The 12675-nt window shown below is 49.8% G+C and carries 11 protein-coding genes; 6 read left to right on the top strand and 5 right to left on the bottom strand.

Annotated features, from left to right (window positions below; all coding sequences use genetic code 11):
* The 6 genes from CX664_RS26520 to CX664_RS17135 form a co-directional block, all read left to right on the top strand.
* A partial coding sequence (locus CX664_RS26520; protein ID WP_180966533.1) for a hypothetical protein occupies window positions 1-1751 on the top strand: 1751 nt, incomplete at its 5' end.
* Between the two features lie 82 nt (window positions 1752-1833).
* Window positions 1834-2019 carry a hypothetical protein gene (locus CX664_RS25825; protein ID WP_146000092.1) on the top strand — a complete coding sequence of 62 codons (186 nt, stop codon included), beginning with the start codon at window positions 1834-1836 and terminating at the stop codon, window positions 2017-2019.
* A gap of 21 nt (window positions 2020-2040) precedes the next feature.
* Entirely contained in the window at window positions 2041-2337 is a 297-nt protein-coding gene (locus CX664_RS17155) for a hypothetical protein (protein WP_101747927.1), read from the top strand.
* Window positions 2338-2565: 228 nt separating this feature from the next.
* On the top strand, window positions 2566-4218 hold the full coding sequence (gene pgi, locus CX664_RS17150) for a glucose-6-phosphate isomerase (protein ID WP_101747926.1): 1653 nt from the start codon (window positions 2566-2568) through the stop codon (window positions 4216-4218).
* A gap of 248 nt (window positions 4219-4466) precedes the next feature.
* Window positions 4467-5471: an adenosine deaminase gene (gene add, locus CX664_RS17140; RefSeq protein WP_101747924.1), complete on the top strand. Its 1005-nt coding sequence runs from the start codon at window positions 4467-4469 to the stop codon at window positions 5469-5471.
* A 525-nt stretch (window positions 5472-5996) separates the two neighbouring features.
* Window positions 5997-8321 (top strand): hypothetical protein, encoded by a 2325-nt coding sequence (locus tag CX664_RS17135; protein ID WP_101747923.1) that lies wholly within the window; start codon window positions 5997-5999, stop codon window positions 8319-8321.
* A gap of 180 nt (window positions 8322-8501) precedes the next feature.
* Here the strand turns inward: CX664_RS17135 and yciH are convergent, their stop codons facing one another.
* The 5 genes from yciH to CX664_RS26515 form a co-directional block, all read right to left on the bottom strand.
* Complete coding sequence (yciH, locus tag CX664_RS17130; protein ID WP_101747922.1) at window positions 8502-8837, bottom strand: stress response translation initiation inhibitor YciH; 336 nt, start codon at window positions 8835-8837, stop codon at window positions 8502-8504.
* A 107-nt stretch (window positions 8838-8944) separates the two neighbouring features.
* Entirely contained in the window at window positions 8945-10783 is a 1839-nt protein-coding gene (locus CX664_RS17125) for a hypothetical protein (protein WP_146000091.1), read from the bottom strand.
* A 236-nt stretch (window positions 10784-11019) separates the two neighbouring features.
* Window positions 11020-11835 (bottom strand): bifunctional DNA-formamidopyrimidine glycosylase/DNA-(apurinic or apyrimidinic site) lyase, encoded by an 816-nt coding sequence (mutM, locus tag CX664_RS17120; protein ID WP_101747929.1) that lies wholly within the window; start codon window positions 11833-11835, stop codon window positions 11020-11022.
* 36 nt (window positions 11836-11871) lie between these two features.
* Window positions 11872-12132: a hypothetical protein gene (locus CX664_RS17115; protein WP_101747920.1), complete on the bottom strand. Its 261-nt coding sequence runs from the start codon at window positions 12130-12132 to the stop codon at window positions 11872-11874.
* Window positions 12133-12196: 64 nt separating this feature from the next.
* Window positions 12197-12675, bottom strand: a 479-nt coding sequence (locus CX664_RS26515; protein ID WP_180966532.1) for a hypothetical protein, incomplete at its 5' end; no start/stop codon positions are given.

The following is a 12675-nucleotide window of genomic DNA, read 5'->3' as shown; positions in this document are numbered from 1 at the left end:
CGGCGGTGAACAGCACGGTCAAAACCTCGGGTGACAATGCACCCGCCGGCATCGGAGTGGGGGGGATGGTTTACGGAACGGTTGACAAAACCACGGCGGTGAACAGCTATGTCACAACCGAGGGTAAATCAGCATACGCCGGCATCGGGGCGGGGGGGGTTTACCCTGGTGGAACGGTTGACAAAACCACGGCGGTGAACAGCCATGTCACAACCAAGGGTGTCAATGCAGACGCCGCCATTGGGGGGGGGATGGTTTACGGAACGGTTGACAAAACCACGGCGGTGAACAGCTATGTCACAACCGAGGATAAATCAGCATACGCCAGCATCGGGGGGTCGGTTTACCCTGGTGGAACGGTTGCCCACACCACGGAGGTGAACAGCATTGTCAATAGCAATAATAAGAATCCTGGATCTATCCCCAATGATCAGCTTTTATGCCAAAAAGCAGACTTACGTGTGTTAAAACCCAATTGCTCTCCGAGAACTGAATTTCGGGATGCGTTGGATTTATCGGTTTGTCCGGTAAAAACAGACGCTACAGCATCAACAGCCGCTAAAGAGTCAACACCCACTACAGCCGATACAGCGTCAACAGCCGCTAAAGAGTCAACACCCACTACAGCCGCTACAGCATCAACAGCCGCTAAAGAGTCAACATCCACTACAGCATCAACAGCCGCTAAAGAGTCAACATCCACTACAGCATCAACAGCCGCTAAAGAGCCAACAGCTGCAGCAGCAGCCAACACAGTGTCAACAGCCGCTACGTTGGGAGGAATTACCACAGGTTCCCTTCTGGCGGGCGGATTGGGATTGGGGATTGTCGGCTATTCAAGCTATCAATGGATTACCGGTTACCGGGAGGGATTGCGTGGTCAGGAGCTGGCGATGAAACCACTGACTCGTGGTAAAGAACTGGCAAGCGCTGCGGTCAACTCGGTATCACAGGGTATTCAGGGAATCAGAGAACGAATGTCATCGACTAATTTTGGTCGTAACCGCGCGGAACCCATGCCGCCCCCAGCCAGCGGCCGCCCCCGTGCTGAGAGACCGCTGCCTGCTCCTCCCCTGGATCATTATCAACCGTTGTCGTTCAGGCCGAGGAACAAGAGACCGCTGCCTGCTCCCCCAGGCCATTACCAAACGTTAACATTCAGACAAGGGAACACGGCAACAGGGGACTACAATCCCCTGATGGGTAATGAAAAAGAACCCGCCCCCTCTGACATCCCTGTGTACTTAGAACTGATCGGGTATGAATCCACCGATAACCATGGTGAACCGGTGGCGGACGGGCAGGCCGGTATAGCAACAGGGGGCAGCAATCCCCTGGTGGGTAATAAAAAAGAACCCGCCCCCCCTGACTCTGTTTACCTCGAACCGATCGGGTATCAATCCACCGATAACCATGGTGAACCGTTGGCAGACGGGCAGGCCGGTATAGCAACAGGGGGCAGCAATCCCCTGGTGGGTAATGAAAAAGAACCCGCCCCCCCTGACTCTGTGTACCTCGAACCGATCGGGTATGAATCCACCAATAACCATGGTGAACCGTTGGCGGACGGGCAGGCCGGTATAGCAACAGGCCGCAACTCCATGGCGAACACTGGAAAACCCACCCGACCAGGCAGCCCTGTGTACCATGTACTGACCGAACATGGGACTGACTCTGACGATAACCATGGTGAACCGGCGGGTAGGCAACAGATAGCAGCAGCCCCATGGCGAACACTGGGAAAGAGATAAAAAGCCCCCTGCTCACAGCCATGCCATGAACCCAGCCTTTTCCAATGCTTTCTACATAAGTTTTCAGTGAGGCCAACGCGCGGTGAAAGCGATTATTCCAGCGCATAGTCTCCAGACATTCATGTGGGCCAATACCCAGGCGCTCCAGGATAAGCGGAACATCATCAGTTATACGACCACAGTTGCCTTTGCGGATAATTCGGCCAGACCAGTTGACCAGTTCAAAGTAGCTACTGAGTGGGTATGGAATAGCCTGTTCGGGGTTTGACTGGTCAATAGAGAGGTTATCATGCAAGCAACAACAGCCAAGGTGTACGACGACGGCTGTGCAAGCCAGGTGGCTGGCAGTTCTGTTAATGCGCCCCAAAGTGATGCTGTCAGCGGGCAAAAACCCTCGCTTCCCAAGCCGCAAAATTACGGTACATGGACAGTTGAGCGCCGTTGCCCACTGGATATGCAGTCAAGTTCTTGCTGTGGGGGCCCCCCGCGTTACCGGGAAAGTGTCATCAAGGCTCTTGCAGAGTATCAATTACTGCCTGAAACGCCGACAAAATCGGTGAGTGGTGTAAGCGAACAGGAGGATTGATATTAGGTTGATAGATTTGAATTTGAACCACAAAGGCACAGAGACTCAAAGAAAAGATTTCTTTTTTCTTCCTTTGTGACTTTGTGCCTTTGTGGTGAAAGTCTTTTTATATAATCGATAGGGTTGACTCGTATCATGCTAACTATTTTCCCGCTATCAATAAGTAAGGTATATTCCCCACCTTTCTTATCCAGCCTACCTTCCATCCTTATCTAATGAGGCAAGACAGTGATTAACTCAACTGCTCTGGATCATCTGCCCGCATCCAAAGAACTGGCGGCTCTGCAACAGCAAATGGCCAATACCCATCTGCGCAGCCTGTTTGCTGAAGATCCAAACCGGTTTGACCGCTACAGCCTTGCAGCTGCAGGCCTGTTTCTTGATTACTCAAAGCACCTGATTAACGACGATGTAATGGCATCCCTGGTAACGCTGGCGGAGCAGGCCAATCTGGCACAAGCCCGTGACGCCATGTTTGCCGGTGACAAGATCAACTACACGGAACAGCGTGCGGTGCTCCATACGGCACTGAGAAGCTTTGGTGATGCTCCGGTGCTGGTGGATGGTGAAGACATCATGCCCGGGATCCGTGAAACCCGTGCCCGTATGCAGGCCATGACTGAACAGGTTCACTCCGGACAGTGGCTTGGCCATACCGGCAAGCCGATCAAACATATCGTGAATATTGGTATCGGTGGTTCTTACCTGGGGCTCAAAACCGCGATTAATGCCATGACTCCTTACCACGTTAAGGGTTTTGAACATCACTTTGTGGCGAATATTGACCCTAACGAGTTGTCTGAAGTCCTGGGTAAAATTGATCCGGAAACCACGCTGTTTATCGTTGCCTCTAAGTCCTTTGGTACCCTGGAAACCCTGCAAAATGCCCAGGCAGCCAGAGCCTGGATGATTGCCCAGGGCTGTGCCGAGCAGGATATCCGTAAGCACTTTATGGCCATCTCCACCAACCTGAAGGCCATTGACCAGTTTGGTATTGCCCAGGAAAACACCCTGCCGCTGTGGGACTGGGTTGGCGGTCGCTACTCCCTCTGGTCCAGCATCGGCTTGTTGATTTCCATGGTGGTCGGCTACGACAACTTCGAGCGTCTGCTGAAAGGCGCTGAGGCCATGGACCAGCACTTCTGCTCAGCCCCTCTGGCAGAAAATATGCCGGTGATTGCCGGTCTGCTGGGCGTCTGGTATCAGAACTTTATGGGTGCTGAATCCCATGCTGTTATCTCCTATGACTACTTCCTGCGTGATCTGCCGGGCCACCTGCAGCAGGTGGATATGGAAAGTAACGGCAAGCGTACCCGTGAAGACGGCAGCACCGTTGCCTACCACACCGGATCCGTGATCTGGGGCGGAACCGGTACTAATGACCAGCACGCCTACCACCAGCTGCTGCACCAGGGCACCCGGTTAATTCCCGTGGACTTTATCGCTCCGGCCACCACTCATAACCCGATTGGCGAACAACATCCCTGGCTGTTTACCAATGCGCTGGCCCAGAGTCAGGCCATGATGCAGGGCAAAACGCTGGAAGAAGTGCGGGATGAACTCATCGCTTCTGGTATGGATGCTGACCAGGTGGAACGTCTGGCTGCTCACAAGGTGATTCCGGGCAATCGTCCGAACAGTATGATTGTTCCTGAAAAGATCACACCGGAAACCACCGGTGCACTGATTGCCATGTATGAGCATAAAGTCTTTGTCCAGGGCACTATCTGGCAGATCAATCCCTTCGACCAATGGGGCGTTGAGCTGGGTAAAGTACTGGGTGATCGCCTGATTGCGAAAATTCGCGCCAAAGAGGAAACCACCGATCAGGACAGCTCAACCAATGGTTTGGTCAGGCGTTTCAAGCAGTTTAATCACTAACATCTGGTCGAATGTCCGGAATATTATGATTTCGGACATTGGTCTTATGGACTCGTTCCCACGATCAGCTGTTGCCAAAAGCCCATAAAAGGGTGTCACCGCGTCGGTTCCTGAAGGAGCCGACATTCCGAACCAACCGCCATGCACCCTGCTTTCTCCAACCCAAGACCCCCGGGAACGCTTCCTTATCTGAAAAATCAGGTATCATAGAGCCCCTCACCTTTTGATCATAGAAATAAGTAAACGCCATGATTACACCAGCAATTCCCCTGACCGATATCCACCGCCATCTGGATGGCAATATCCGACCGGCAACCATTCTCGATCTGGGCAGGAAGAATAATCTTCAGCTTCCGGCAGACAACCTGAAAGACCTGATTCCCCATGTCCGGGTCATCAGCCAGGAACCGGACCTGGTCAGTTTTTTAAGCAAGCTGGACTGGGGCGTTAAGGTCCTTGCGGACTACGATGATTGCCGCCGGATAGCGTATGAAAATGTCGAAGATGCCATGAACGCCCGCATTGATTATACCGAGCTGCGCTTCAGTCCGGGGTACATGGCGATGACCCACGGCCTTGACCCCGAAGGTGTTGTTGAAGCGGTGATTGACGGCGTGACTGCCGGTAGCCGTGACTTCGGTGTGGCAACCAACCTGATCGGTATTTTGAGCCGTACCTTTGGCCAGGAAGCCTGCCAGAAAGAGCTGGATGCCTGCCTTGCATGCAAAGACAAGCTGGTTGCGATTGATCTTGCCGGTGATGAGCTGGGTAAACCCGGAGCGCTGTTTGTTGACCATTTCCGCCAGGTTCGTGATGCTGGCCTGCACATCACCATTCATGCCGGAGAAGCCGCTGGCCCGGAAAGCATGTGGCAGGCCATCAGGGAATTGGGTGCTACCCGCATAGGTCATGGAGTAAAAGCCATCTATGATCCTGAGCTGATGGATTATCTGGCAGAACACCAGATCGGTATTGAGTCCTGTCTGACTTCTAATATCCAGACCAATACTTTCCCCGATATTCAGAGCCATCCACTCAAGCAGTTTCTCGACCATGGCATTTTGGCCACCATCAACACGGACGATCCAGCGGTGGAGGGCATTGAACTGCCCCATGAATATGAGGTTGCGGCACCTGCGGCCGGGCTGACACAGGATGATATCCGCCAGGCACAGGAAAACGGTTTGAGTATTGCTTTTTTGTCTGATGAGGAAAAAGTTGCTTTGCAGGCCAAAGCAAAGAACCGTACCTGAAAGCTTTGATATACCACAGGCAACTGGTTCCCAAGGTCGTGTTGCAAAAGATATAAAAGATTTGAACCACAAAGACACGAAGGCACAAAGGAAAGCCTTTTTTATTTGCCAGACACAGCTCAGACAAGCCCAGAAAAACTTTGTGTCTTTGTGCCTTTGTGGTTCCCGTCTTTTTAAAGCCTTTCGCAACACCCTATCCCCCGTGGGAATGCAACCCAAACTCGCCGTCAAGGCAAACTCCCATTTAAACCCCACGACTCCGGGCAGAAACAGGTTGCTCTTTATCCTGCAGGCTCCTGCTACCTCTTTACGCAGGCATCCAGTCTGACACAGGATGTCCCTTTCCGACGAGCCGTTATCCAGCATCCAGCTACGCTGCCGAGTAATTATCAGTAATTAGCCATGAGTGGTTCCGGTAAGCAGCGTACCACTGCAAACAGAATAAAGATGATAACAAAGGCCAGAAAACGGCATTTTCTGGCACACAGAGGTTAAACGCCTGAAGGCAAGGACAGGACAACGGTCATGGATTCTGAGCAAATACAAAAAGATTCAAGTAGTGAAGCACTTGTCACTATTAATGGCCCATTCCATGCTGAGGGTAAGGCTCCGTCTGAGCAGATGACCGATCACCGCAAGCTTAAAGGGCAGGTTGTGGCAGAACCTGCTGATAACGGGGGGCTGCAAGAGTATCCCGCTGAGCCGTGGGAACAGGATTCCAAAACCATAGAGCAGAAGCTTTTGTCTGACATCAGTGCACTGTCTGCGGCTGCAATCAGTGATAAGAGTGAACTCAGGAAAAAACTGTCAGAACTCTACAAAAAGGCTCATGAGCTGATGACCTGTTACAACCAGAGAATCCAGAGCCTGTTGATGGATGATCGTTTTTTATACCGGCACTCCTCTGAAATCTCAGCGTTCATGATCCGGGGATTAATGCCGCCACTGGAAAAGATAAAAAATCTGGAAAAAGCACTGGCATCAACACGGAAAAAATCAGAAGAAGAACCCATTGAGCAACTGCAGCCGTCGGCGGTGGATGAATTGGCAAAAGTTGAGAGTGTTTTTAAAGAGGCCAAAAGTCGGCTAACCAGATATACCAAACCCTTAAAGCCGGCACAGATACTTCAGAAACAGTTAAGTCAACGTCTGGAACGGGAAGCGTCTGAGCTACAGCAGCAATTACAGAAACCGGGTTTATCAGCCTCTTTGCATAACATGGCCAGCACCTCTGCTCAACCGATATCCACAATTAAGGTTGAACCTGCCCATGCTGCACCCTTGCCACACCCGCAGAGCCAGAAGCCGACATACTCAGCGGAAGATTTAGTATCACAGCCGCTAAAAGCACTGGCAATAACACTCGATACTGACAGCCCTGAGAACGGCAAAAGAGCCAGCCAGTCTGTTATCCGTTACGTGGCTTCGGAATATCAGCGCTATGTTCCTCTCAGCCCTTTCCTGTCAGCGGCCGGGCAGAAGTGCGAACGGTTGTCAATGAACCCTGATAAGGCCTGTAAAGCGTGCCAGGATGCCCTGGCGCTGCTGGACAGTGTTTCATCCGCTAACGAGCCGGAGCTGTCCCTGGAGTCGTTGACTCACATCGACAAGGCCATTGGCAAACTGGCTTCCTTCGATAAAAAGTTGCCTGGTGAAGTCTGGCAGCTTTTAACAGAGCTGACACCTGACCGGGGCAACAGCCGCTACCATTTGTTAAACCTGCTATGTCGTAAGCTGCTTTTGGATGGCCCTGCACCGTTAACGCAAAAAACGGTACTGAATAAATTTAAAGACGTTGGACAGCTGCTTTGTCAGTCTGGAGAAAATACTGAAGATCAGGCGTTTGATCAGCAGTTTATCAATGTCTATGGCCCGATATTTACCTCGCCAACCCACCTGAAAAAAACACTCAATGTGGTGAATAAACCCCATGAGACTCAGGCACTGCTGCAGATGTTTGCCCGCCAGAAAGTCGATGAACAGGCTCGCCTGGCAGAGATGATTGAGGCGTTCAAAGTGATTGGCGATGAACAGAAGCTGGCGTGCCTGATGTCGGGAGCGGCCGCTTTTGACTGTCTGATAACCACAATACCGGAACAGCTGACGTCGGAAATCAATGGTTATCGCCCGGCTGAAACCAGCCAGACAAATAAGCAGTTAACCGATGCCGTACTCACAAAGTATTCGGATTATTACAAGACCACGGGGTTAATCCGGAAGCAGGCAGAAAACATCAACAGCGAGTGTGAAAGCAGCCAGTCTGAATACTCGAAGATTCTCTCCCAACTCAGCAGACAACTGACGGAAACACTGGCTTGCACAGATAACCGGCAGGAAGCGCTACTGAACAACATAGATACCGAACTACAGAAAATCACCGATCAGTCGCCGGTAAACGCACAGGCAAAGCAAGCTACTGCCGGGTGCCGGACACACATTCAGGAAGCCATTTCGGAGAAGTCTCTGACCAACGACCAGGCCAGTAAGATCATCGCACTGTTTCTTGAAGTCCGGACCTGTATAGAGCAGCCTGATGTAGCTCAGACCGGGATCAGTAACGTTGCTATTCCGCAAGCGCTTGTGCAGGCCATGGCATCGCTGGAAAGCGGTACCTCGGCAAAATGGTACAACCAGCTGTTCACCGGTCAACTGCAGGAACAAAGAACGAAAACGCTGGGAATTGTGCGTAACATTCTTGATGCCTGTCAGCAAACACGTGCAGCAACCATGTCAGTGGCCAGTTTTATTGAGATATCCGCCCTGGAGATGACCAGAGATAATGACGATCCACTGATCAAGCAACTGGGCACAGAACTGCAGGCTTATGCTGACCGGCTGAAAACCGTTTGATTCCGTTCAGCCTTTACATGGTTTCAATGAGTTTGACGGGGTGTCGTGCCTCCGCACTCCATTCGTCCTGAGCCTGTCGAAGGGCGGAAACTGCGGACTCTGATAGATCGTGCCAAGCACCCTTCGACTCCGCTCAGGGTGAACGGAGATCGTACACGTCACACTCATTGACACCATGTACTAGCCACCGGATCTTTTGGCATCAAAACCCGCTTTTTTCAAATGTTCAACCATGATATCAACGTGGTCTCCCTGAAGTTCAATATTACCCTCTTTAACCGCACCCCCGCCGCCACAGCGCTTCTTTAACTGCTTGGCCAACGCTTTCAGTTCATTACCTGATAGTGGCAGCCCGCTGATGACGGTGACCAGTTTACCGCCTCGTCCTTTTTTCTCCGGGCGGACCCGCACGTTGCCATCACCAACCACTTCCGGTTGGGCGGTTTCTTCCTTGATTCGACCAACATCGGTGGAATAGACCAGTTTACTGTCCGAGCTACGTTGATAGTTGCTCATTGTTCACCTCTGGATACAGAAAATGGTCTTTTTAACAAAAAAACAGTACCAGGTCTTGAAGAAAAAGCTGCCCCACAATTCTCCTCATTGTGCAGAGTGACCGATAATCAAGATGGTAAATGACAGTGAAGTACGTGGTCAGTGTCAGTCAACCAGCCGGTTACGCAGCAGTTTGGTATTCGAAAAGTATTCCTTGTTTTCCATAAAATATTCCTTGTTATTTTCCAAAAATAAGACGTTTTATTATTAGCCAGGGATGCAGAGGTTAGCCGACAGGGTACAAACTCACCTAACAGAGGGCTTTGCAAAGTTTGAGCAGGGTTGTCTGAAACAGAAGGATCCTGGCTATTGCAAGCTTCCAGGTAGGTGGTTAACAGCTCTTCGACTTTATCATGAACCGGGTTTATGGTTGCCAGAAGTTCAGAACGGGAAATCATTATATCAGCAATTAACTGACTGTCGTCTGACCTGTTCCAGAAATAGTGCTGAAAATCGGCAAAAAAATCGTCAAAGTCTGCTGTCTTGACGGAACTGTCAAAAAAATTATCCAGAAAAAATCGCCCGGAATAACTTCTACTCAATTTGACCAGCTCTTGCTCAACCCTATCAAGCTCAGGCATATCTTCGGCTCCAGCCATACGCTTACGGTCTTTCAGTCGTTTCATTATTGTTGAAAAAGCGTTTGCCTTCTCGTAATTAGTGATTACATCAATAAATTCACTTATTTCTTTTTTAATGACATCCGCTGTTAATGCCTCAGTAATTACCTTTATTTTTTTTCTGATCTCATCTTTGTCATCTTTATTTTCTACCTGCAATTGAAACTGGTTTAAAAGCGTTATGAATCGGTCTGTTTCCAGCTGAAGCTTCACCAATAAGGCATTGAAGTGTTCAAGATATATCACCTGTTGAACCTGTTGGGCGAAGTCCAAAATACCAATATCATTTTTCTCAATCCTGTGTCTGATCCCTTTCTTCAGTGTGTCAATGATGATCAAAAACACTTCGCGTTGTGCGGCCTGGCTGTCCATTACAGGGAATTCATGATTTTTGTTAGTCACCAGCACTGCTTGTGTGCAACCGGGGTCTGGATGCGGGACAAAACCACCCCCTATGACCATTTGGAATGTTGCTCCGGTGACATCTTCACCAGACTCAGTGGTCAACACTGGATATTGGTATTTTTTTCTCTCTATGCAGGGCGGACAATGATACAACTCTTGATGCCTGACCTTTGGTGTAGACCAGCAGTCATGCCATCGTTTAATTGACATATAGTGGTGCTTATAGTCACTCGCGCCATATCCAAAAAAAACATAGTGACAATTTACGACTCCTTCGACTCCTTCCCTGTGCAACCCGATGCCCGCTTCAGCCATGTTTGCCGGAGACAAATGCCCTTTAAATGTACTGTCCCTTAACTCACCGTCATCTGTGTAGTAGCTTTTTTCAAGCATGGATTTTACGGCATGAAAATCTTCACGTTGAACTGGAGTCAAGGCGTATATCCTTCTCTCTTGTAATTTTTGGACGATCACATGAAAGTCAGGGCCTCGCCACTCATCGTTAACCACTATATAGCGGCTGGATAAATCCATTTCTACCAGGCAACTGCTTGACTCGCACGAATCAACCAGGATGGGAGGCTGGCAGGATACTGCTTGTACAACCCGTTGAGTGTTGGAAAAGTCGACTCCATGGTAATAGTCCTTAGTATGTATATCCAGCTTGATGACATTACCAAACCCTTCGTAGGGTTTGTCTACCTGATACCAATTTCCCAGGGGATCATATTTGGCGTTAATTGTAAGATTCATCTGCTTTTCATGACCCCGTCTTGGCAGCGACTTGAAATGACCTGTTTTCGCTGGTTTGAGATGATATGCAAACAGTGACGAATCTGACCATTTAAGCCCGTGACAAGTTCCTGATTTTTTTGCACGCAATAGTTGTTTATCAATCTCAAATTGCGTTCTCTGTTAAGTCGTTAGGAATTGTCCTGAAATAATTTGCACATTTCATGGTCCCAAAACTACGTTCATCCTGAGCGGAGTCGAAGGGTGCCTGGCACAATCTATCATGCCTCGGAGTTAACGCCCTTCGACAGGCTCAGGACGAACGTAGTTTTGAAACCCAGAAATGTGGAAATTATTTCAGGACAGCTCCTTAATACTGTCGTTCATCACCGCTGGCAATGAGCACAATAACAGCTGCTCCGGTTCCCCAGTTTTATTGCCTTAATGGTTTTGCCGCACTTTATACACGGCTGGCCTGACCGGCCATACACCGCCAGCTCCTGTTTAAAGTAACCGGGTTTGCCATCTCCCCCGACAAAATCACGCAAGGTGGTGCCGCCTTGTTCAATGGCTTTGGCCAGAGTCTCTTTGATGGCGTCAACTAACCGTTCATAGCGGTTCAGAGAGATTTTGCCACAGGCCCGGTCAGGCCTTATTGCGGCTTTGAACAACGCTTCACTGGCATAAATATTACCGACACCGACCACTACTTTATTGTCCATGATAAACGTCTTGACAGACAGGCTTCTGCCCCGGGACATTTGCCATAGACGCCGGGCCGTGAACTCACTGTCCAGCGGCTCAGGCCCCAAATGCTTGAGCAGCTTATGTTCATGGAGAGGGCGTGCAGACCAGAGAACAGCGCCAAAGCGGCGAGGATCTGTGTATCTTAACCGTTGGCCGTCGGTCAGCAGAATATCAATATGGTCGTGTTTTCCCGGAGGTGTATTGGTTTTTATCACCCTCAGGCTGCCGGACATCCCCAGGTGCAGAATCAGGTGGCCTGACCCGGTATCCAGCAACAGATACTTTGCCCTTCTCTTTACCTGCCTGATTGTCTTGCCACTGAGGATTTGATTGATATTGTCAGGCACCGGCCAGCGGAGTCTGGGTTCACGGACGATGATTTCCTGAATGGTGTGACCTTCAATATGAGGCTTAATGCCTCGCCGGGTGGTTTCAACTTCTGGTAGCTCCGGCATGGTTGTCTGCTCCATTGATACGTTCAAACTCTTGATTTAAACCGCAACGAACGCAACATTCGTTGTTATGATCTCAGGCTCAAGCTGCCTGGTTAAATTTTTAATAAAAATATTTCTGGCACCATTGATATCACGATCAACAGTAAAGCCATTACCCTTTATTACCTTTGAAGCTCCAAGCCTAACATCAATCGATCCATTCCATGAGCGGGTTTTGATGTGTAGGCTTCGTTGCAATCCACGACATGTTTGCCATATTTTTTGCTTTTGCCCAAGCAGTCGATCTACTTGCTTCATTAAGCCCTGAAATGGGAGATTTTGTTATGCAGTCCCAACAGTTTCAAGACCTTCTTAATGCATATCACAGCCCTTGTAGGAACTCTTCCATCCAGTCATCGTTGTTGACCAGTTCTGACTCTGTCGCCAATGAATCCAATGTCGCCAATGAATCCAAATCCCATTCCACTATTTCATCAAGCCCAAGTGGGTCTCTTCTCCTTTTCTCGCTGGCTTCAGTCCATTCTTTCCGTGTTTCTGAATCCACTGCGTAGCTCATTTTGCAGATAGCAGTGCTTAATTCAACATAAGTCATTTGGCTTCGGTGGGGTTCCAGCAGTTCAAGTTCTGCATTTCCCAATTCGCGAAGACGATCCAGAGCTTCCATTGCCGCGTCAAAGTTAGATAGCGGCCCTTGAATGCGACTGTTGGCAACCTGGTTCCCTTGAGTTGGTATGCTTGCCCTTGCTGGAAGTCCTTGCTGAGGGATTGAGGTTACTACTGGCGTTTTTGCTGCATCAATCCGTTCCAACTTTGCAACCACCGCTTTCTTAACGAGGTCTG

The organism is Endozoicomonas acroporae, from assembly GCF_002864045.1.
Classification (GTDB): Bacteria; Pseudomonadota; Gammaproteobacteria; order Pseudomonadales; family Endozoicomonadaceae; genus Endozoicomonas; species Endozoicomonas acroporae.
The sequence above is the reverse complement of the archived record's forward strand: the minus strand, read 5'-3'. Positions and strand labels throughout refer to the sequence as shown.

Excerpts from the sequence above, each read along its gene's own strand:
- CX664_RS17155 (WP_101747927.1), top strand. The coding sequence starts at position 2,041 with ATGCAAGCAACAACAGCCAAGGTGTACGACGACGGCTGTGCAAGCCAG.
- add (WP_101747924.1), top strand. The coding sequence starts at position 4,467 with ATGATTACACCAGCAATTCCCCTGACCGATATCCACCGCCATCTGGAT.
- CX664_RS17135 (WP_101747923.1), top strand. The coding sequence starts at position 5,997 with ATGGATTCTGAGCAAATACAAAAAGATTCAAGTAGTGAAGCACTTGTC.
- yciH (WP_101747922.1), bottom strand. The coding sequence starts at position 8,837 with ATGAGCAACTATCAACGTAGCTCGGACAGTAAACTGGTCTATTCCACC.
- mutM (WP_101747929.1), bottom strand. The coding sequence starts at position 11,835 with ATGCCGGAGCTACCAGAAGTTGAAACCACCCGGCGAGGCATTAAGCCT.
- CX664_RS17115 (WP_101747920.1), bottom strand. The coding sequence starts at position 12,132 with ATGAAGCAAGTAGATCGACTGCTTGGGCAAAAGCAAAAAATATGGCAA.